Below are 21,618 nucleotides of genomic sequence, written 5' to 3'. Positions count from 1 at the left end.
TTTTTAACCGTTATGAACGCCAAAACGACATTTTTCCGACGCCTGACCGCAAACTACCGCAAATTACTCTGCGCGCTGTCGGCCGTCTGCCTGTTCAACGCTGGCAGCCCTGCCCTTGCTGATTCGGTTACCTTGCCTGATCTGCTTATCGGCGTCACTCAAGGCTTTCTTGAGTTCACCGTTGAAGATTATTTGGCAACCAGCCAGACGCAAGGACGCTACGAAATCCAGGTCAACCAGCTCGACCCTCGCTTGCGCCTGCCGGTATGCGACAAGGAATTGACAGCGACGCTGGAGAGCCCGGCTCAACCTTTGGGTCGCGTCACCGTACGGGTGCGCTGCGACGGAGCGTCTCCCTGGACGGTCTTCGTGCCCGCTCAAGTGCGCCTGTTCCGAGAGATCGTGACCACCACTCGCCCCCTTAAACGCACGGGGATCATCAATCCCGAGGACGTCACCCTGCGCGAGCGGGACATCAGCCAGATCAACCAGGGCTATCTGACGTCTGTCGATCAAGCCATCGGGCAGAAACTCGTCCGACCCATGGTCAGCGATCAAGTCATTACCCTTGTCCACCTGGAACAAGCGGAGGTCGTGCGCAAAGGTGATCAAGTGGTGATCTCCGCCCGCAGCGGTACGCTCAATGTGCGAATGCCCGGCGAAGCCCTGTCCAATGGAGGCATGAGCGAACAAATCAAGGTCAAGAATCTGAACTCTCAACGGGTGATCAAAGCGCGTGTGACCGCGCCAGGCCAGGTGGAAGTCGCCTTGTAGGAAACTGGCGCTATGCTCGGGTGTTCCCTAAACTGTGCCTCAAGCAAGGCAGGTGCCGACGCGCGCCGGCTCATTGATAATTGAGCCTAAAGTTTTTCCGGGTATGGCCGAAAACATGGCAAGCGTCCAAATACCCAGAGGTTCTCCATCATGATCATCGATTTCAATCGATTAAACAGCTCCCCCACACTCACAGGCAGTACGCGTACCAGCGGCAGCAAGGAAACCGGCGACGCCGGCAAATCCGCGCCGGTGAATACCCCGACCGAACAGGTCAGTACCAGCCAAAGCGGGGAATCGGTCCACCTCAGCGATGAGGCTCAACAGTTGCAGAAGGTCACTGACAAGCTGCGCGATCAACCCGCTGTCGACAACGCCCGTGTGGCCGAGTTGAAGCAAGCGATTGCCGATGGCAGCTATAAAGTCGACAGCAACCGTGTAGCCAGCAAACTGCTCAACTTCGAAGCCCAGCGCTAGCCAATGGCCTGCGCCAGGCTTTTGGACGCTTAAAACCCAAGGCCAGCCATGCACGACACTCATTTACTGCAACTGATCACTGACGACTTTGCTCCTGCGGAGCACCTGCTGGAGTTGCTGCAAGCCGAATCCCTGGCGTTGCACGGTCGCGACATGCCACTGCTCGAAGATATTCTCGCGCAGAAACAGGCCCTGATCATTCTGCTTGAACAGCATGGCCGTTTACGCAGCCAGATTCTCGTCAGCCTCAACCTGCCGGCCAATCGCAGCGGCCTGGAACAGCTTGCCGGGCAATCGTCCATTGGCAACCAGCTGCTGACTCAGAGCGATGAGCTCAACCAGCTTCTGGCCAAATGCCAGGCAGCCAACGAACTCAACGGTCGCTCGATCCAGGTTCAGCAAGCCACCACCGCCAATCAGTTGAAGATCCTCACCGGCGGCGAACCTCCTGCCCTTTATGATGCCCGCGGATCAACCTCCAGGCTGGCGAAGCCGCGCCCACTCAGTCAGGCTTGAAATCAGAGATAAATGCGCTCTATCAAGGCGCGAAACATGCTGGCAAAATGCCGGCTATTGCGTGTCGTATTTTGCCTGGAGATTGATGAACCGTGTTCAATGCCCAAAACGCGGAAGATGCTCCGCAGCCACCGAAGGTGCTCACTACCCCTTTGGAAATCGCCGCCAACCTGCGGCTGCTGCAAGAGAGCCATGATCCACTGATCATCACTTTCCATGAGCGCACTCAGCGCTTTCAGAGCTATCTGGTCGAAGTCGATCGAGACAGCAGCATGATCGCCCTGGACGAAATGATTCCTCGCGACGGCGAGCGCTTTTTGCTCAATGGCGAAGCGTATCGCGTCGAGGGCTTCCACGACGGCGTGCGGATCGCGTGGGACGGCAATGGCTCGCTGACGATCGACGAATCCAATGGCGGTCGCTGCTATCGCGGCGCAATGCCTGTCGAAGTGGTCTATCACCAGCGGCGCAATGCCTTTCGTGCAGCGCTGAAACTGGCTCAACTGGTCAACATCGAACTCGGCGGCGAAAAACTCAAAGCCCCGGTCAACGGCAAGCTGCTGGACATTTCGGCCACCGGTTGCAAGTTGCGCTTTGATGGCGATATCTCCGACCGCCTGCAACTGGGCGAGGTCTACGACCGCTTCATTGCCGCCCTGCCCTTCGGCAACATGACCGCACCGGTCGAATTACGCTATCTGCATCACGAAGAGCGAATCGACACCACCTTCGCCGGGGTGCGCTTCCACAACATGAGCGGCCTGGTGCAACGGCAGGTCGAGCGTTTTGTCTATCAGCTTCAGCGTGAAGCACGGCGCTTCGATAAAGACGATCTCTGATCCTGACCCGTCAATAAAAAACGGGCAGTCCCTTTCGGTGACTGCCCGTTTTTCGTTTCCAGGGTCTAAGGCCTGGCCTCAGTGAAACTTTGTGGCTGCTCCGGATCCGGCTCCTCGGGCGTTACCTCCACTTCGGACTCCACTTCCGGCTCAGGCTCAGGGCTTACATGGTTCTGCATCTGATCATGTACAACCTGCTCGTCGACCCGCGGGTCAAGGCAAGCCACCAATGGCGAACTCGACATACTGTCTGGCATGGCCACGTGATGCAGAGGCGCATCCTCGACCTGATGCAGGTTGGTCACAGCCTTCGGCCGAATACGCCACACCAGCACCAGGGCGAAAAAGCTGAAGAACGCATAGAGCATCTGGCTGCCGAACAGCTTCATCAGCACACCCGCCGCCAGCGGCCCGATGCTTGCGCCGACACCATAAGTCACCAACAGCATCGCCGTCAGCGACACCCGTCGATCGCCTTCGACATGGTCATTGGAAAACGCCACCGCCAAGGGATACAGGCAGAACTGCACCAATGAGCAGAGGAAACCGGCGATAAACAGCACTTCAAGCGTCACCTGAGGCATGACCGCCAGAGGCAACGCGGCCAGCGCCAGAAAAGTCGCAAAACAACGGATCAGCAGCGCCCGATCATAGCGATCCGACAACCAGCCCAGCGGCCACTGCACCACTAATCCGGCAAAGATGCAGCTACCCATGAACAGGCCGACCTGCTCCGTGGAAAGCCCCTGCTGGGAGGCATACAGCGGTGCCAGGCCGTAGAACGAACCGACGATCAACCCCGACCCGAGCACGGTACTCAAGGACTGCGGGACACGCTTGATAAAGAACCGCGGCTCCATCGGTGCCGGATGCAATGGCGCCGGGTGAATGCGCCGGGTCATGGCCACGGGCACCAGACACAAGGCAAAACACAGGGCCACCAGCATCAGCAATTCCAGTCCCAGCTCCGGGTGCATGACCAGAATCAGCTGACCCAGAACCAGCCCCAGGTAGGACGCAATCATGTAGCCGCTGAACACCACGCCGCGCTGTTTGGCGTCGGCCTGCTCATTCAGCCAGCTCTCGATGACCATGTACTGACACATCATGCCCAGGCCGACGATCACCCGCAGAAACAGCCAGGCCGGTAACCAATCCACCAGCCCATGGCCCAGCACCGCCGCACCGACAATCCCGGCGCAGGTCGCATAAGCCCGGATATGCCCGACCCGGGCAATCAGCCGGTGGCCGATTTTCCCGCCCAGCACCAGGCCGAAATAGTTGGCTGCCATCAACGCACCGACCCACAGACTGTCGACATGGTCGGCGGCCAGGCGCAACGCCAGGTAAGTACTGAGCAAGCCCGAGCCGATAAGCATCATCAGCGAGGCGAAATAAAGCGCTCGAAAGGATTTCCAGATTTGGCGCATCGGCGTTCCGAGCGGCTCCTTGAATTGGGTATCGGGCTATCAGCAAAGATAGCCCGACGGCGACGGGTCGGTTATGCCTGGGCAGCTAAAACACGCCGCTCCCAGGGAGTGATTTCATCGTAGAAACTGCTCAGTTCCATGGTCTTCGAAGCAATGTAGCCTTCGATGAACTCTTTGCCGAACAGTTCCTTCGCCAACTGGCTACGTTTCAGACGCTCAAGCGCCGCATGCAAGGTACAAGGTAACGACAAACTTTCCGGCACTTCGAATTCGCCCTGGATCGCCGGGGTCGGCTCCAGCTCGTTTTCTATGCCGTGAAGCCCGGCAGCGAGGCTCGCGGCAAGCGCCAGATAAGGGTTGGCATCAGCACCCGGCAACCGATTCTCGACCCGTCGCGCCACCGGCGAACTCGCGGGAATCCGCAAGCCCGCGGCCCGATTGTCGTGGGACCAGCAGGCATTGTTCGGCGACGCGTAAGGATGGCACAAGCGCTGATAAGAGTTCACGTTCGGCGCAAACAGCGCGGTGAAATCCGCCAGCGCCGCTTGCTGCCCGCCGATGAAATGGCGGAAGGTCGCGGTTGGCTCTCCGGCCTTGTCGCTGAACACGTTGCGCCCGGTACCCAGCTCCACAATGCTTTGGTGAATATGCATCGAGCTTCCCGGCGTGTGCGCCAGCGGCTTGGCCATACAGACCACTGTCAGACCATGCTTGAGCGCGACTTCCTTGAGCAAGTGCTTGAACAGGAACGTCTGGTCAGCCAGCAGCAACGGATCGCCGTGCAACAGATTGATTTCGAACTGGCTGATGCCCATCTCATGCATGAACGTATCGCGCGGCAAGCCCAGCGCCGCCATACATTCGTAGACTTCACTGAAGAACGGCCGCAAGCCGTTATTGGAGCTGATACTAAAGGCCGAATGTCCTGACTCGCGGCGTCCGTCCAGACCCACAGGCGGCAGGAATGGCTGGGTCGGGTCGGTGTTCGGGGCGAATACGAAAAACTCCAGCTCGGTCGCCACCACGGGCGCCAGGCCCCGCGCCGCGTAACGGGCGATAACCGCTTTAAGCTGGCCGCGAGTCGAGAGACGGGAGCTTTCACCGGTCAACTCGTCCGCATCGCAAATCGCCAACGCCCGCGGCTGCTTGCTCCAGGGCAAACGATGAATATGTTTGGGATCAGCAACAAGCGCCAGATCGCCGTCATCGCTGCCGTAAAAACGCGCCGGCGGATAACCGCCCATGATGCATTGCAGCAGCACACCCCGCGCCATCTGCAACCGCCGCCCCTCGAGGAAACCCTCGCAGGTCATTACCTTGCCACGTGGCACACCATTAAGATCCGGAGTGACACATTCAATCTCATCAATGCCCGTCAATCGCTGCGCGAGTGACTTGTGGCCATCGGTCGTCATGACTCAATCCTGTGTTGTGCAAGCCGCGAACGGCGACCCGTACAAAATACGCACCACCCGTTCAGGATTTCAAGCAGGCACAGGCGAAAAGCAGCGATATATGACGCAGGTCAGCCATGAAGTGAAGGCTGAAACGATAATTCAGGATTTCGCAGGGCAGGTTTTGCCGTCAGCGGCGCCATTCAAGGCACGCCATTCAAGGTAGATAGAGGCTGAACAACCCGCCGCCCAAGGGGCCGCCATTGCTGATCGCGGTACGCCCACGCACACCGTTGCGCTGATGCAGTTCAGCAATACGCGCGGCGAAGTACAGGCCCAGGCCGGTGCTGCCGCTGCTCTGGTTGATGCCTTGCAGGTAATCCGCCTGACGCTCGATCATCTGCGGCGGGTAACCGTCCCCATCGTCGTTGATGCTCACCACCAGTTGCCCGGCCTCATCCTGCACGCTGATCAACAGAGCATGGCGGGCATAGCGGATAGCATTATTGATGCTGTTGGCCAATACGGTGGCGATCAGCTCCCGATCGAAGAAACCGAGGGGGCTCAAGGGATCGACCTCACAGGTCACGACGATGCCGCGGCTTTTGAACACCTCCTGGTGACAGGCCAGCTGCGCTTCGATGAAGTCATCCAGCTCATGGTAATCAGGCTGCAATGGCAGCTGATTGACCCCCAGTTTGTACAGCCCCAGCAACTGCACCAGCATGCCATTGAGGTGCGCGAACTCGTACTCGATAACGCCCTGCTCGGCGGTTTGCCGCTGGGCGTCTGGCAGACGTGCGAGCCATTGAGCGTGAGCCTGCATGAGCATGGCCAGGGAATTCTTCATGTCGTGTACGGTGGAGGCAATCACCGTAGAAAAATCGAGCCCCTGGTCACTGTCGTTCATTCGCCAAAGGCCTTGCTTCGCAGCTTCTGGTAACGCGGATAGCGCGTGTCGCTCTCGGGAATCATGCCAACCATTTTCAAGCAGGCCCGACACTCTTCGAGCAAGGCCGTGTCGGAACTGGCATCGGCCCCGTGCAACAGCGATTGCGCCATATTCAAGGCAATACTGATGTTCTTCGGCTGCAACAACAGCGCGCCGCGGAACAGCGCCCGGGCTTCGGTCAGAGTGCCCGCCTTGTAACTGCGCACGCCTTGACGGTTCAGGTCGGCGGCGGCGTTACCGGCATTGAGAATCGCCGGGTCGTCGGTCAGCTTGGCGATGCCTTGCATCACCACCGGGTCGTCACCGTAGATTTCCGCACAGTTTTTCAGCATGGATGCACCGGCCTCTGCCTGACCCAACTGCTGGAGTTGTTTGGCGACCAACAGCGCCGCTTCGGCGCTCATGAATTGCTCCATGCCCTCAAGGCGGGCCATCGCCTGCTCCGTCAGTTTCTCGGCGGTTTCGGCATCGTTGAGCAACAAGCTGGTGGCTTTCATCAGCCGTGCACGCACCTGCAGCCCCGGATCGTTGACGTTATCCTTGGCAACCGCGCTCAGGGTCTGATTGATTTCCAGCCGGGTCCGGGTATCCAGGCCTTTCTCACTGCCTTTACTGATCAACGCCTGGGCCAGACCGAGATTGCTCTCCGGGTCCTTGAAACGCGACTGCTGCCCTTGGGCTACGGCCTGGCGATAGGCTTTCGATGCACTTTCAAAATCTTCGTTGGCCAACGCCAGCTTGCCGAGCAGCGATTGTCGGCGCACCGCCAGAGGCGACAAACGAACGGCTTCCTCCAGCACGCTCTGTGCGCGTTTGGTGTCCCCTTGGGCGACCAGCACATCGGCCATTCCGTCGTAGAGCGCCGGCATCATCGGAAAAGTCTTCAGCGCCGTTTCGTACAGGGTCTGTGCCTGGCTGACCTGGCCTCGCTTGAACAGCGACCAACCCAACCCGGCATAGGCCCAGGGCAAAGGGCGGTCCGCCAGAATGGTATTGAGAAAGCGCTCCAGCGCCTCATGCTGATTAAGGTCGCGCAAAGCATCAGCCCTGAAACGCAGGCACAACGGCGCAAACCGTGGCTCTTGCTTGCACAGAGCCGCACAGGCTGCCAGGACTTCAGTGGGCTTGCCCCGGTCGAGGGCTTGCAGAATCGGCTTGAGCAAATTCTTGCGTTGCACCAGCTTCTCCAACCGCTGAGCCAGACCCGCGCGATTGAAGGGTTTGGTCAGATAAGCGTCCGGCTCATGCTCAAGGGCACTGAGCACCATGGCCTGGCTGGTCTCGGCAGTGACCATGACGAACACGCTTTCATGGCTGATCAGCTTGTCGACCATCAGGTCTTCGAGCACCTGCTGACCGTTCTTCCTCCCGTCCCCAAGATGGTAATCCTGCAGGACGAAGTCGTAGCGCTTCTGCGCACACATGCGCAGCGCCTGCTCACCCGTGTCGGCAGTGTCTACGTCCTTGACGCCCAACTCGCGCAACATGGACCTGACTGAAGTGCGGAAATCAGAGAAATCATCGACGATCAAAAAGCTTTTTTGTTGGTACGCCAGCATCGAAGATTCCAGCCAAGTAAGAAGATGAACCCAAAGGAAGATGCAAGGACGAGCTCAGCTTCGCTGCCCATTTTGGCGCGCAGATGATAGCCAGTAGCTATGAGCTATCAAGCAATTTCTCACAACCCTGCCATTCCTCTTGCCTGCCGCACGCTTTGGGCTCGATCTACGGGTTTCCCTGGCATTCGGACAGCAGGAGAGAACGGCTGCCCATCGGGTTATCGGCCGGTTGTGGTGTTCCCTTATAGGTGTTGGGTAAGTAATGCTTATTTATCTGGCGGAGCGCTTTGGCCACAAACTTTTAGCGCCAGGATGCCTGCGAGGTCGGCAGATCCCCGTTCGGGTCGTAAACGGTAATGCTGTCATTGGCGCCAAGCGCTTCTGTGTAGATGACTAGATTTACCCCATCAGGACTGGCCTGTGATGGGAAAAGCAGTCCGGCACACCCCGTCTCCAGCACCCAGTCTCCGAGAGTCCAACTTGGCGGCTCAATACCCTGGTCAAATCGCAGCGCGCGCCAGTCGCAGTAGAACTCCTGCCAGAGCATGTCCCAGCCATCTTCAAACCCGGCCGAGAAGTCAGCCACGCGGGCTAGACTCACTTGGTACGAGACCATCAATCCTGGCGGTAGAATCGATGCTGTTTGCTGATACTCGGCGATGGCGGTAGCGGTATCCGCGGCGAGGTAAAGCGCCGGAAGATCCTTGCGGTTTGCGCGGCCGCCTTGCTTGGCTGCACCACTTCCAGAGGTGGGCATGTAAGCCCACCTGGGAGAGTGCATACGGAAAAAGGGAATCGATACCAGCGAAGTTTCCTTCATCCTTGGGAACCAGCCTCAATCGATTCGAGGTAAGCCAGCAGATTCGAGGTTTTACCCTCTGCCACCACCTGTTCAGCGGTATGGTAGCGGAAAGCGCGCAACGGCTCGTTTTTGAACCAATAGACCGCCTTTGGCAGATTGCCGGTGACGTCCTCTGCTGCTCGGATCACCTGCAAGCATTCACGCATGAATGTCTGAGCTTGCTCATTGTCCGGAGCGCGTTGCAGGGTTGAACGATGCACGCCGGCAAAATGGGCCAGCTGCTGCATGCTGATTCGCAGGACACTGGTGAAAACCTGGCTGGACAGGCTCAACGTTCCTGGTATTTGCAGCGCTTTCATAAATTCAGAAAAGTTTGGCGGCAGTTTGGCGACCTTATTTTCGTCGGCCAAATGCTGTTTAGCAGATGCGGCAGACATAATCTTTGCTCCATAGATGCAACATAAATACGACAATAATGCGCCATATTTGCTTGTCGTCAAGTCCCACTTTAGTCCCTGAAGCGGTTTTTTTGGGCTCGAACAGAGCGGTTGCGTTCTGCTAAGAGATTGCCAAAACTCGAGTTCCGCCTGAGTAACCTCATACTCAATCAGGGTCGAATCGTCGCTGAAATCTTTGCTGCCGCCCGACAACACGCCCCCGCCGCCGAGGTTCTACCAAACCACAACCAACGCCAACGCCAACGGATTGACCCCTGAGTGCCGAAACCAGCGGTCCTCATAGGTCACCAGCGCCTCCAGATAATCAGGTGAGACTTCCTCCGCGCCAAACACCCTCGGCATCGGCAAAGTGCCAGAGGGGGCACGCCAGTGTTGAGTGTCCATGGCCTTCCCGGCCCCTTCGCCAAGAATAAATCGACAAACTATTGACACTGTATCGACACAATTACACCTACCGTCGGAATATTGGCACCTTGCACCTTTCCCTTGGGGTAACGCCTTTACAAAGCCTGACCCGACAGCTAAACAAACATCAAACTGATATCAGGAAAGGCCGTATCCCTGAATCAGGGTCACACCAAGACACGGCCCCACCCAGCCATTATTTCAGGAGTCCCTTTCACATGGGTGCTCTCAGTTTAATGCGTGCCATGCCCAGCGCAGCCACAGGCTCGGTCCCACGTTCGCCCAATCTGTCCTGCGATCCGCTGCTCAAGCGCGGCGAACTTCTCCACCCCCGTGATACCGCCGCCCCTCTCCCGGCAGCGCCCATCCCGTCAGGCCCGGCAGTCAACTGCCCAGCTGGCCGACGATGTCCGGCGGCCGCCTCGCACCGCTCCTGAACGACCCTGAGCGGTACACAAACGGGGCTTCGCCCCAATCGCCTCACAGACATCGGATAAGGAAGAGTCCGTTTTGTGGCTGTTAGCAGTCCGTAACGATTCTTATAAGAACTGGCATTTTCGGGAGAAAAGACATGGCTGACAGCACAATTACCACAAGCGGCTTGATCACTTCGTTTTCCAACACCCCACAAGCCCAGGATGACCTGTACACCGTTGCGACCCTTGACTTGCAAGGGGGGCTTACCGAGGACTCGGAGAATGGCACGACATTCATCCTGAACGTGATGGCGAACGACCTTGGAGGCAAGGCGAAAACCCTCTACTCGCTGGACGACGGGTGCGAGAACGAAGGCTCTGCCAGCTCGGCGGACCTGCTGACCAAGGACATCGTCGACGCAGACAACACCAGCAAGTTCGGCGCTCTGATCGAGTTCACGGACGATGGAAAGGTCGCCTATACGATGACCGATACGAGCCGGGCACACTTCCAGTCTCTTGCTGCCGGTAAGACCGCCACGGATAGTTTTACCTACGCCATCCGCATGTCCAATGGTGCCTTGAGCTGGGCCACGGTGCAGATACAAATCACCGGAACCAACGATGCGCCGGTGGTGACAGGCACAGTAACCGGCAACGCCACCGAGGACGGGCAAGCCGTCACGTTGAACGCGCTAGCACACGCCTCAGACGTTGATCAAGGCACGACACTTTCTGTCATTAACGTCCCGGACTCTCTGCCTGCCGGCGTGAGCTATAACTCGGAAACGCATTCTTTCACGCTTGACCCGTCGAACGCTGCCTACCAACACCTCGCAGCAGGCGTGCCGATGACGGTGACGGTGAGCTTTGATGTTACCGACGGCATCGCCACGACTCCCGAGTGGGTGTCATGGGTGATTACCGGCACCAACGACGGGCCGGTGGTAGCCGCAGCGGATGTCACCGGTGGCGTAACCGAGTTGGTCGCGCCTGTCGGCAATCTCACCGACAGCGGCACCATTGCGTTCACCGACGCGGACCTCATGGATGCGCACAGCATCAGCGCGGTCACGTCTTCTGGTGGCGCACTCGGCAGCCTGACGGCCAGCGTAACCACGCAGGCCTCGGATGTGGACGGCGCCGGTGGCGTGATCACCTGGAACTACAGCGTTGCGGCCAGCGCCGTCGAATACCTGGCCAAGGACCAGACCAAGGTCGAGACTTTCACCTTCAATGTGCTGGATGGCAACGGCGGCAGCGTGGAGCGCACCGTCAGCGTCACCATCACCGGCACCAACGACCAGCTGCAAATCACCAGCAACGTGCAGGCTGGCAATGCCGAGGAAGACAGCGGCGACTACGCGGCCAGCGGCAGCATCACCTTCACCGACGTCGACCTGATCGACACCCACAGCGTCACCGTCACACCGGGCGCGGCTTCCGGCTACCTCGGCAGCTTCACCACCACTCCACTGAGCGACAGCACCGGCACCGGCAGTGGTTCGCTGGGCTGGAACTTCGCGGTAGACAACGCCGCCCTGCAGTTCCTCGGCGAAGGCCAGATCCGCACCCAGACCTATAACGTGGCGATCGGCGACGGCGTGGTGCAGACCGTGAGCATCACGATTACCGGCGACAACGACCAGCTGCACATCACCAGCGACGTGCAGGCCGGCAATGCCGAGGAAGACAGCGGCGACTACGCGGCCAGCGGCAGCATCACCTTCACCGACGTCGACCTGATCGACACCCACAGCGTCACCGTCACACCGGGCGCTGCTTCCGGCTACCTTGGCAGCTTCACCACCAATCCACTGAGCGACAGCACCGGCACCGGCAGTGGTTCGCTGGGCTGGAACTTCGCGGTAGACAACGCCGCCCTGCAGTTCCTCGGCGAAGGCCAGATCCGCACCCAGACCTATAACGTGGCGATCGGCGACGGCGCGGTGCAGACCGTGAGCATCACGATTACCGGCGACAACGACCAGCTGCAAATCACCAGCGACGTGCAGGCCGGCAATGCCGAGGAAGACAGCGGCGACTACGCGGCCAGCGGCAACATCACCTTCACCGACGTCGACCTGATCGACACCCACAGCGTCACCGTCACACCGGGCGCTACTTCCGGCTACCTCGGCAGCTTCACCACCACTCCACTGAGCGACAGCACCGGCACCGGCAGTGGTTCGCTGGGCTGGAACTTCGCGGTAGACAACGCCGCCCTGCAGTTCCTCGGCGAAGGCCAGATCCGCACCCAGACCTATAACGTGGCAATCGGCGACGGCGCGGTGCAGACCGTGAGCATCACGATTACCGGCGACAACGACCAGCTGCACATCACCAGCGACGTGCAGGCCGGCAATGCCGAGGAAGACAGCGGCGACTACGCGGCCAGCGGCAGCATCACCTTCACCGACGTCGACCTGATCGACACCCACAGCGTCACCGTCACACCGGGCGCGGCTTCCGGCTACCTCGGCAGCTTCACCACCACTCCACTGAGCGACAGCACCGGCACCGGCAGTGGTTCGCTGGGCTGGAACTTCGCGGTAGACAACGCCGCCCTGCAGTTCCTCGGCGAAGGCCAGATCCGCACCCAGACCTATAACGTGGCGATCGGCGACGGCGCGGTGCAGACCGTGAGCATCACGATTACCGGCGACAACGACCAGCTGCACATCACCAGCGACGTGCAGGCCGGCAATGCCGAGGAAGACAGCGGCGACTACGCGGCCAGCGGCAGCATCACCTTCACCGACGTCGACCTGATCGACACCCACAGCGTCACCGTCACACCGGGCGCGGCTTCCGGCTACCTCGGCAGCTTCACCACCACTCCACTGAGCGACAGCACCGGCACCGGCAGCGGTTCGCTGGGCTGGAACTTCGCGGTAGACAACGCCGCCCTGCAGTTCCTCGGCGAAGGCCAGATCCGCACCCAGACCTATAACGTGGCGATCGGCGACGGCGCGGTGCAGACCGTGAGCATCACGATTACCGGCGACAACGACCAGCTGCAAATCACCAGCGACGTGCAGGCCGGCAATGCCGAGGAAGACAGCGGCGACTACGCGGCCAGCGGCAACATCACCTTCACCGACGTCGACCTGATCGACACCCACAGCGTCACCGTCACACCGGGCGCTACTTCCGGCTACCTCGGCAGCTTCACCACCAATCCACTGAGCGACAGCACCGGCACCGGCAGTGGTTCGCTGGGCTGGAACTTCGCGGTAGACAACGCCGCCCTGCAGTTCCTCGGCGAAGGCCAGATCCGCACCCAGACCTATAACGTGGCGATCGGCGACGGCGTGGTGCAGACCGTGAGCATCACGATTACCGGCGACAACGACCAGCTGCACATCACCAGCGACGTGCAGGCCGGCAATGCCGAGGAAGACAGCGGCGACTACGCGGCCAGCGGCAGCATCACCTTCACCGACGTCGACCTGATCGACACCCACAGCGTCACCGTCACACCGGGCGCTGCTTCCGGCTACCTTGGCAGCTTCACCACCAATGCACTGAGCGACAGCACCGGCACCGGCAGCGGTTCGCTGGGCTGGAACTTCGCGGTAGACAACGCCGCCCTGCAGTTCCTCGGCGAAGGCCAGATCCGCACCCAGACCTATAACGTGGCGATCGGCGACGGCGCGGTGCAGACCGTGAGCATCACGATTACCGGCGACAACGACTCGCCAACGATCACCTCCAACGGCAGTGGTGCGACAGCCTCGGTCAGCGTGGCGGAGAACAGCACGGTGGTTACGACAGTGGTGGCGACCGATGCTGATCTGCCAGCGCAAACGCTGAGCTACAGCATCGTCGGCGGAGCGGATGCCGCGAAGTTCGCGATCGTTTCAGGCACGGGCGCACTGAGCTTTATCTCTGCGCCTAACTTTGAGGTGCCGACTGATTCGGGAACGAACAACGTCTATGACGTGATTGTTCGGGCGTCGGACGGCACGCTGTTTGACGACCAGGCGATCGCGGTGAGCGTGACGGGAGTCAACGACAACAGCCCGGTTATCACCTCCAACGGTGGTGGTGCGACGGCCTCGGTCAGTGTTGCGGAAAACACCACGGTGATCACGACAGTGGTGGCGACCGATGCTGATCTGCCAGCGCAAACGCTGAGCTACAGCATCGTCGGCGGAGCGGATGCCGCGAAGTTCGCGATCGTTTCAGGCACGGGCGCACTGAGCTTTATCTCTGCGCCTAACTTTGAGGTGCCGACTGATTCGGGAACGAACAACGTCTATGACGTGATTGTTCGGGCGTCGGACGGCACGCTGTTTGACGACCAGGCGATCGCGGTGAGCGTGACGGGAGTCAACGACAACAGCCCGGTTATCACCTCCAACGGCAGTGGTGCGACGGCTTCGGTCAGCGTGGCGGAGAACACCACGGCAGTCACGACGGTGGTGGCAACCGATGCTGATCTGCCGGCACAAACACTGAGCTACAGCATCGTCGGCGGTGCGGATGCTGCGAAGTTTGCGATCGTTTCAGGCACGGGTGCGCTGAGCTTTATCTCTGCGCCCAACTTTGAGGCGCCGACTGATTCGGGAACGAACAACGTCTATGACGTGATTGTGCGGGCGTCGGACGGCACGCTGTTCGACGACCAGGCGATCGCGGTGACCGTGACAAACACAGTCGATACTCTATCGTGGGTCTATACGACAAGTAACCCAAAGACTTTGACGGCTACGACTGAGGCCTCCGGTGTCGTCAGAGTTTCGGTCTACGATAACACTACGAACATGGCTCTTGCCGATGCGACAAACCAGGGTGGGGGAATCTGGAAACTAACACCGCCAGGGAACATAAAAAACGATAATGTGACGGTAACCGCGTGGGATGCTGCGGGTAATACTGCGACCTCGACGCATACAGCTCCGGCTGGCGTAGCCGGCGAGGCTATCAACCTGGCACTGACCGATCCCACGCCCGACACCTCCGACGCCATTACCTACACGGTGAGCGGGGTTCCGATAGATTGGGTGCTGAGTGCCGGAACCAACAACGGTGACGGCAGTTGGACGATACAGACCAGCGACCCTTCCGCACTGACGGTCATGACGCCATCCACCTATGCCGGTGCGATGGAGCTCACAGTAACCTACGGATGGACCAATGCGGACGGCAGCACAAGCAGTTATATCGTTTCCAACAACGTAGAAGCCTACGCCCCCGGCTCGCCGATCTTCGCCTTGTCCACCGACGACAACCTGACCGGCTCGTCCGGCGCCGACCTGTTCGTCTTCGCCCAGCCGATCGGCAACAACCAGATCTACAATTTCGATACCACGGCGGACAAGATCGACCTGATTGGCTTCGCCGGCGTCGACAGCTTTGCTGACTTGAGTATCACTAACGACGCAAACGGCAATGCACTGGTCAGCATCGGCTCCGGCCAGACGGTCACCCTCAAAGGAGTGGATGCGGCTAACTTGAGCGAAGCGAACTTCCAGTTCGATGTGGACCCGGTCACAACCAATACCGGTACCCTGACCATTGCCGACGGCGCGATCATGCCGTTCGGTGGCAGCATCCATAACAGCGGCACCATCGAACTCGGCTCCACCGGCAGCGAGACCGATCTTGAGATTCTGTTCCGTGGCGCGACCTTGACCGGTGGCGGCCAGGTGCTGCTATCCGACAGCGCGCAAAACGTGATTTTCGGTGGCAGCGCCGACACCGTGTTGACCAATGCCGACAACCGCATTTCCGGCGCCGGCCAGTTGGGCGCCGGGCAGATGGTGCTGGTCAATGCGGGGTTGATCCTGGCCAGCGGGCTGAACAGCCTGGTGCTCGACACCGGCACCAACACCATAACCAACAGCGGCGTGCTGGAGTCCACCGGCGCAGGCGGCATGACTGTGGCTAGTGCGGTCGACAACTCCGGTCACCTGTGGGCCAATGGTGGCGATGTGCGCCTGCTGGCCGACGTCACGGGCAACGGCAGCGCCACCATCGACGGCGACGCGACGCTGAGCTTCGCCGGCGCCGCCCATGCCTCAGTCGCCTTCCACGGCGACGGTGCGGGCACGCTGGTGATCGCACAGGCCGAAGCGGCGGGCTCGCTGGTCGGCATCCTGGGCCTTGAGAGCGATGACTTGCTGACGTTCGGCGATCTCGCCTTCGGCGCCAACACCCAGCTCAGCTACAGCGTCAACGCCAATGGCGCCGGCGGCCTGCTGACGGTGGACGACGGCGTGCAGCGGGCCGAGGTAAACCTGCTGGGGCACTACTCGGTGGACGACTTCCAGGTCACCGACGGCGGCGAGGCCGGCACCCTGGTCAGTTACAGCGGTGCGTCCAGCGGCACACTGGTGGGCAGCATGGCGGCAGACGTGCTCAGTGGCGGCGATGGCAACGACATCCTCGCGGGTCGTGGTGGGGAGGACACCCTCAGCGGTGGCGCGGGAGCCGATGTGTTCGCCTACCTCAACGTGAACGAAGGCGGGGACAGCATCCTCGACTACAACTTCGCCGAAGGTGACGCGCTCGACCTCTCCGCCCTGCTCAACGCCAACTTCGTCAGCGGCAGCAGCCAGGCGTCCGACTTCGTCCAACTGGTGCAGTCCGGCAGCGACGTCACCGTGCAGGTGGATACCGATGGCACAGCCAATGGTACGAACTTCGCCGATGTGGCGGTCCTTGCCAACGCTGGCACGACCGGCGCCGATCTGGTGCGTACCTGGTTCGGGGATACCGACCATACGCTGACGGCCTGACAGACTGGAGCTACCCGGGAGGGCAAGCATGTGCCTCCCGGGCTGCCTCCTCAGTGCACCCAGTCTTCGTAATCCAGCCCTGGAACGCGACTGAATTCACGCACGTTGTTAGTGACCAACATACAGCCCGAGGCCATCGCGTGACCGGCAATAGCGGTGTCATTATCGCCAATGATCAAGCCTGCTTCGGTGAGTTTGCGCTTCACCTCGACCGTCGCGTCTATGGCGCTGTGATCCCACGGCAAGACCTCATCCAGACGCTTCACAAACTCGTCGACCAGTGTTTTGTGCTTGGGCGATGCTTTCTTGCCAATCTGCCCGTAACGCATTTCGGCGTAGGTAATCGCAGAAATCACGATCCGATTATTTCGCGCGACCTCTGCGGCCAACCGCTGCAAAACAGACTCAGGGCGTTCGCGCATAATGAACGAGCAAATGCAGGTATCCAGCATGTACGTGGTCACAGATTGAATCTGCCTTCATCACCGACAATGCTCGGGCGCTCTTGCAGAAAATCCGCATCAGCCTTGGGCAGCTCAGCCAGCGACAGCCAGCTCGGGCGCACGGGGCGCAGGGTGATAGTGTCGCCGCTGCGCGTAATCTCCAGCTCCCCGACACCCTCATAAGCCATGTCAGCGGGCAAGCGAATCGCTTGATTCTTGCCGTTCTTGAAAATTGAGACAGTTCGCATAACGTCGCTCCTACATATGTCTTGCATATGCAATATAGCGGCAGCACCATACCTATGCAAGGCATATGGCACATTAGAGAGCCATTTCAAATGCTCGCCGGATCGTGGCTTGATCCACCGTCAGAACGTTGATAGCCCACGGCTTGAGTATTTAGAGAAGTGGGGACCAGACAGGAGGCAAGATCGAGAAAGCCAGTGCGCAATTGCGCTGACTACCTGATTATATTGGTGTCCCAGGGCAGGTTCGAACTGCCAACCTTCCCCTTAGGAGGGGGATGCTCTATCCAATTGAGCTACTGAGACATATCGGTGACCGCAAAGAAATGCGCGGTGCGAAGGACGGCGTGCATGTTAACGGGCAGGCCTGCTTTTGTCATGTCGTCCGTAGGCTTTTTAAGTGTAGGCCAGAGCCAACGCGGGACACCGGACGCAAAATCAGCTTTGATCGGGTTTTGCGCTGACACCCTCCTGCTCCAGCAGCCCGAGGAAATGCTCGACAGTGACGGCCAACTCGCCCGAATTATCCAGGTGCATGACTGGGGTCGCGTCACTTGAAGCACTGGCGAGAAACAAGTCATTGCGCCGCAGTCTCGCTTCAATTTCCTCGGCATTTTCACGCCCGCGCCGCACAAGCCGATGACGTAAAACCTCGCTATTCACCGTTAGCAAAATGGGTAGCAACGTCGGATAGCGCCTGCGTGCTTCAACCAGATGCTCTCTGGAGCCGTTGACCAGCACATTGCGCCCCAGGCTCAGCCACTCATCGATCTGGACCGGAATCCCGTAATCCAGACCGTTGGCCCGCCAATGCAAGGCAAAGCCTTCCAGCTGTCCAAGTCGCTCGAATTCCGCTTGAGAGACACCCAGGGCATCTTCCCCTAACGATTCGGCCGAGCGCGTGATGACTCGTCGCACCACCTCACAGCCGAGCCTGCGCAAAGGTTCACGGGATGCATCTATAAGGCTGTCTTTACCTACCCCAGACGGCCCCATCAAATAAATCAGTCTGCCCGGCATCTCGGTAACGTCTCTTATCGCTCGCCAACCTAGTAAATCGGCCATTTGCCACTATCCTATACGAGAAGGATAAATGATCGTATCCGCATAAAATGCGCGCACCGGAGGCTTAACACTCCTGTCGGGCAAGAGGACGCGGCCAGAGGTGCGGCTGGGGTAATTCTTTTCAAACCAGTCCGCATTTCTGATAATGGGTACTGGCATTGCGCCTTTACCCAGTTCAATATTTGTCACAGAATTGACGCCAACGATCTGGCATTTTAGAGGCATGATGCGGGCCTCTTAACAATTCAGGTTGAACATTTGGTTGCGAAGCTTGTCCAACTGACATCCTGCGGCCAATTCCGAAAACCGCTCCCCTGAACTAACCGGTTAAATATATGCGCCCATTGAAACAGGCAGTTTATTCCAGCCGTACGGCTGACAAGTTCGTCGTGCGTCTGCCCGATGGAATGCGTGAACGCATCGCCGAGGTGGCTCGCAATCATCATCGCAGCATGAACTCCGAAATCATCGCGCGCATGGAGCAAAGTCTTATTCAGGAAGGCGCGCTGGGGGAAGAGTTGAGCATGCGACTGGACAGCCCGGAGCTGTCACTGCATGAACGCGAACTGCTTCAACGTTTCCGCCAACTCTCACATCGTCAGCAAAACGCACTGGTTTCCCTGATCGCCCATGACGCTGAAATGGCAACAGACGCCTCCTGATTCCATCCCGAAAGCTCAGCCAGCCTTGATGCTGGCTTTTTTTTGGCCGAAATTCGGCATGGCCGACGAAGCGCTGCTGCGCCAAGGCCCCATAAAGAGTGGATACAAGGGATCGCGCAGCCCGCCAATTAGCGGGCTGCGCAGAGAAGACTCAGAGCAGGAAAATCGTCGCCAGCCCGAGGAAGATGAAGAACCCGCCACTGTCGGTCACCGCAGTGATCATCACGCTCGCCCCCATTGCAGGGTCGCGCCCGACACTCGACAGGGTCATGGGAATCAGGACTCCCATCAGTGCCGCGAGTAACAGATTGAGGGTCATCGCCGCGGTCATCACCACACCCAGTGACCAACTGCCATACAGCAAAAAGGCGACCACGCCGATCACTCCGCCCCAGACCAGGCCATTGATCAAGCCGACGGCCAGTTCCTTGCGCATCAGGCGGGAAGTATTGCCGGTACTGACCTGATCCAGCGCCATGGCGCGCACGATCATGGTGATTGTCTGGTTCCCCGAGTTGCCGCCAATACCGGCAACAATCGGCATCAAAGCGGCCAGGGCCACCAGTTTCTCGATGGAGCCTTCGAACAGACCGATCACTCGAGAGGCGACAAAAGCAGTAATCAGGTTGATTGCCAGCCAGGCCCAGCGGTTGCGCAGGGACTTCCAGACTGAGGCAAAAATATCTTCCTCTTCACGCAGACCCGCCATGTTGAGAACTTCGTTTTCGCTCTCTTCACGAATCAGGTCGACCATTTCGTCGATGGTCAGACGGCCGATCAACTTGCCGTTCTTGTCGACCACCGGAGCCGAAATCAAGTCATAACGCTCGAATGCCTGAGCGGCATCGTAGACATCTTCATCCGGGTGAAAACTCACCGTATCGCTGGCCATGACATCCGATACTTGCTTGTCCGGATCGTTGACCAACAACCGCTTGATCGGCAGCACGCCCTTGAGCACGCCGTCGTAGTCGACCACGAACAGTTTGTCGGTATGGCTCGGCAGCTCCTTGAGCCGACGCAGGTAACGCAACACCACTTCGAGACTGACATCCTCACGGATAGTCACCATCTCGAAGTCCATCAGGGCACCGACCTGATCCTCGTCATAGGACAACGCGGAGCGGACACGCTCACGCTGCTGGCTATCGAGGGTTTCCATCAGCTCGTGGACGACGTCTCGCGGCAGTTCAGGCGCCAGGTCAGCCAGTTCGTCGGCATCCATTTCCTTGGCGGCCGCCAGGAGTTCGTGATCGTCCATGTCGGCGATCAGCGTTTCCCGAACGGAATCCGATACTTCAAGAAGGATGTCGCCGTCGCGCTCGGCCTTGACCAGTTGCCAGACCATCAGACGCTCTTCGAGCGGCAAGGCTTCAAGGATGTAGGCAACGTCGGCGGAGTGCAGGTCATCGAGTTTGCGCTGCAACTCGACGAGGTTTTGCCGGTGAACCAGGTTCTCGACCCGGTCGTGATGAGCACCTTCCTGGCGATGAGTCAGGTCTTCGACCACCCGCTGGCGATGCAGCAGCTCAACGACTTGAGCGAGGCGGTCTTGCAGGCTTTCTTGCGTTTTCTTTACTTCAACTTCAGACATAGGCGAACTCCACTCCCAGCAGCGGGGCGCGCCGGAAGGATCAATCAGTCAATTCATGATTGTAAAAACGAGGTACTGAGTAACTACTGGGTAAGTCCATGGAGGTATTCCACAAGCCCCGGCGGGGCTGACGGGCGCAATGATACACCGCTTGATGCCTTTTAACGCGAAAAAATCTGGCGAAGAACAAGCGCTTGCGACGCAAACTTGAGCGCTGTCCGAATCTATAGAGCTGCGACGACTCATTCAGAAAAGAAAACACACACGGGCTCAAAAAAGTCCCGTCTATCCTTTTTCGGGACCGTCATGGAGGACGTCGCATGTCACTGAAAAAGACCTCGCTGTTGTTTTTCGCCCTGCCCTGGCTACCGCTGCAAGCAAACGCCAGCGCCGTGCACCGATGTGAAAATGCCTATGGCCATGTCACCTTCACCTCCCTGGGTTGTGCGCCCCATGAGACATGGCTGATTCAGAATGCGGACAATTTTGCACCGGGAGGTGTCAAGACGCTCTCCCCGAAGAGCAGATCCCAGGAAACATTCAGTACGAAATTCGCAAAAGACCAGCCGGTCATCGTCGGCCAGTCCGATGACCGCTGTGGAAATATGCTCAGTGCCAAAGAACGCCGCCAGGCGATCATCAATCAACGAATCATGCCCGGCATGAGCCAGCAGGAAGTCGAAAGCGCACTCGGCAAGCCAGACAAAATCAGCATTCGAAATGCGACCACGAGCTATCGCTACGACGCAAGGAAAGGTCGCAGCGCGCAAATCGTGTTCGATGAGAAAGGTTGTGTAAAAGGTAAAGGCTAGACAGCAAAAAGCCCGCACTTGGCGGGCTT

18 protein-coding genes and 1 tRNA gene are annotated in these 21,618 nt (G+C 59.1%); 7 read left to right on the top strand and 12 right to left on the bottom strand.

Going from position 1 to position 21,618, the window contains the following annotated elements:
• Positions 1–12 precede the first annotated feature (12 nt).
• The 4 genes from flgA (at position 13) to AC3I0A_RS06340 (ending at position 2,606) form a co-directional block, all read left to right on the top strand.
• Entirely contained in the window at positions 13–774 is a 762-nt protein-coding gene (flgA, locus tag AC3I0A_RS06355; RefSeq protein WP_489376782.1) for a flagellar basal body P-ring formation chaperone FlgA, read from the top strand.
• A 150-nt stretch (positions 775–924) separates the two neighbouring features.
• On the top strand, positions 925–1,251 hold the full coding sequence (flgM, locus tag AC3I0A_RS06350; protein WP_489376781.1) for a flagellar biosynthesis anti-sigma factor FlgM: 327 nt from the start codon (positions 925–927) through the stop codon (positions 1,249–1,251).
• 48 nt (positions 1,252–1,299) lie between these two features.
• Positions 1,300–1,767, top strand: coding sequence for a flagella synthesis protein FlgN (locus AC3I0A_RS06345; RefSeq protein ID WP_489376779.1), 468 nt, complete (start codon positions 1,300–1,302; stop codon positions 1,765–1,767).
• A 92-nt stretch (positions 1,768–1,859) separates the two neighbouring features.
• On the top strand, positions 1,860–2,606 hold the full coding sequence (locus tag AC3I0A_RS06340) for a flagellar brake protein (protein ID WP_489376777.1): 747 nt from the start codon (positions 1,860–1,862) through the stop codon (positions 2,604–2,606).
• Between the two features lie 65 nt (positions 2,607–2,671).
• Here AC3I0A_RS06340 and AC3I0A_RS06335 read toward each other — a convergent pair whose 3' ends face one another.
• The 7 genes from AC3I0A_RS06335 to AC3I0A_RS06305 form a co-directional block, all read right to left on the bottom strand.
• The gene (locus AC3I0A_RS06335) at positions 2,672–4,036 is read right to left on the bottom strand and encodes an MFS transporter (RefSeq protein ID WP_489376776.1); all 1,365 of its coding nucleotides are present in this window, start codon (positions 4,034–4,036) and stop codon (positions 2,672–2,674) included.
• A gap of 71 nt (positions 4,037–4,107) precedes the next feature.
• The gene (locus tag AC3I0A_RS06330) at positions 4,108–5,349 is read right to left on the bottom strand and encodes a glutamine synthetase family protein (RefSeq protein WP_489378437.1); all 1,242 of its coding nucleotides are present in this window, start codon (positions 5,347–5,349) and stop codon (positions 4,108–4,110) included.
• 298 nt (positions 5,350–5,647) lie between these two features.
• A complete protein-coding gene (locus tag AC3I0A_RS06325; RefSeq protein WP_489376774.1) occupies positions 5,648–6,340 on the bottom strand; it encodes a sensor histidine kinase in 693 nt (230 codons plus the stop codon).
• Positions 6,337–7,941 (bottom strand): response regulator, encoded by a 1,605-nt coding sequence (locus AC3I0A_RS06320; protein ID WP_489376773.1) that lies wholly within the window; start codon positions 7,939–7,941, stop codon positions 6,337–6,339. The genes AC3I0A_RS06325 and AC3I0A_RS06320 overlap by 4 nt, the downstream gene beginning before the upstream one ends.
• A gap of 301 nt (positions 7,942–8,242) precedes the next feature.
• Positions 8,243–8,698, bottom strand: a complete 456-nt coding sequence (locus tag AC3I0A_RS06315) for an RES family NAD+ phosphorylase (RefSeq protein ID WP_489376772.1) — start codon at positions 8,696–8,698, stop codon at positions 8,243–8,245.
• 59 nt (positions 8,699–8,757) lie between these two features.
• On the bottom strand, positions 8,758–9,180 hold the full coding sequence (locus AC3I0A_RS06310; RefSeq protein WP_489376771.1) for a DUF2384 domain-containing protein: 423 nt from the start codon (positions 9,178–9,180) through the stop codon (positions 8,758–8,760).
• 234 nt (positions 9,181–9,414) lie between these two features.
• Entirely contained in the window at positions 9,415–9,585 is a 171-nt protein-coding gene (locus tag AC3I0A_RS06305; protein ID WP_489378624.1) for a hypothetical protein, read from the bottom strand.
• A gap of 592 nt (positions 9,586–10,177) precedes the next feature.
• Between AC3I0A_RS06305 and AC3I0A_RS06300 the strand changes: the two genes are divergently transcribed.
• Positions 10,178–16,768 (top strand): VCBS domain-containing protein, encoded by a 6,591-nt coding sequence (locus AC3I0A_RS06300; RefSeq protein ID WP_489376770.1) that lies wholly within the window; start codon positions 10,178–10,180, stop codon positions 16,766–16,768.
• 50 nt (positions 16,769–16,818) lie between these two features.
• Here the strand turns inward: AC3I0A_RS06300 and AC3I0A_RS06295 are convergent, their stop codons facing one another.
• The 4 genes from AC3I0A_RS06295 to phnN all read right to left on the bottom strand — a co-directional run bounded on the left by AC3I0A_RS06295 (position 16,819) and on the right by phnN (position 18,476).
• The gene (locus AC3I0A_RS06295) at positions 16,819–17,232 is read right to left on the bottom strand and encodes a type II toxin-antitoxin system VapC family toxin (protein WP_489376769.1); all 414 of its coding nucleotides are present in this window, start codon (positions 17,230–17,232) and stop codon (positions 16,819–16,821) included.
• Entirely contained in the window at positions 17,229–17,459 is a 231-nt protein-coding gene (vapB, locus tag AC3I0A_RS06290) for a type II toxin-antitoxin system VapB family antitoxin (RefSeq protein WP_489376768.1), read from the bottom strand. Before vapB ends, AC3I0A_RS06295 begins: the two co-directional genes overlap by 4 nt.
• Positions 17,460–17,685: 226 nt before the next feature.
• A tRNA-Arg gene (locus AC3I0A_RS06285) sits at positions 17,686–17,762 on the bottom strand.
• 132 nt (positions 17,763–17,894) lie between these two features.
• Positions 17,895–18,476 carry a phosphonate metabolism protein/1,5-bisphosphokinase (PRPP-forming) PhnN gene (phnN, locus tag AC3I0A_RS06280; protein ID WP_489378436.1) on the bottom strand — a complete coding sequence of 194 codons (582 nt, stop codon included), beginning with the start codon at positions 18,474–18,476 and terminating at the stop codon, positions 17,895–17,897.
• A gap of 380 nt (positions 18,477–18,856) precedes the next feature.
• Here phnN and AC3I0A_RS06275 point away from each other — a divergent pair, with 380 nt between their 5' ends.
• Positions 18,857–19,183 (top strand): Arc family DNA-binding protein, encoded by a 327-nt coding sequence (locus AC3I0A_RS06275; RefSeq protein WP_489376767.1) that lies wholly within the window; start codon positions 18,857–18,859, stop codon positions 19,181–19,183.
• A gap of 151 nt (positions 19,184–19,334) precedes the next feature.
• On the opposite strand, the gene mgtE is transcribed toward AC3I0A_RS06275, so the two are convergent.
• Positions 19,335–20,777 (bottom strand): magnesium transporter, encoded by a 1,443-nt coding sequence (gene mgtE, locus AC3I0A_RS06270; protein ID WP_489376766.1) that lies wholly within the window; start codon positions 20,775–20,777, stop codon positions 19,335–19,337.
• Between the two features lie 320 nt (positions 20,778–21,097).
• On the opposite strand from mgtE, the gene AC3I0A_RS06265 reads away from it, so the two are divergent.
• Entirely contained in the window at positions 21,098–21,589 is a 492-nt protein-coding gene (locus AC3I0A_RS06265; RefSeq protein WP_489376765.1) for a cell envelope protein SmpA, read from the top strand.
• The last annotated feature ends 29 nt before the right edge of the window (positions 21,590–21,618 follow it).

This window comes from Pseudomonas sp. KH_024_B2 (genome assembly GCF_057839965.1).
The sequence above is the reverse complement of the archived record's forward strand: the minus strand, read 5'-3'. Positions and strand labels throughout refer to the sequence as shown.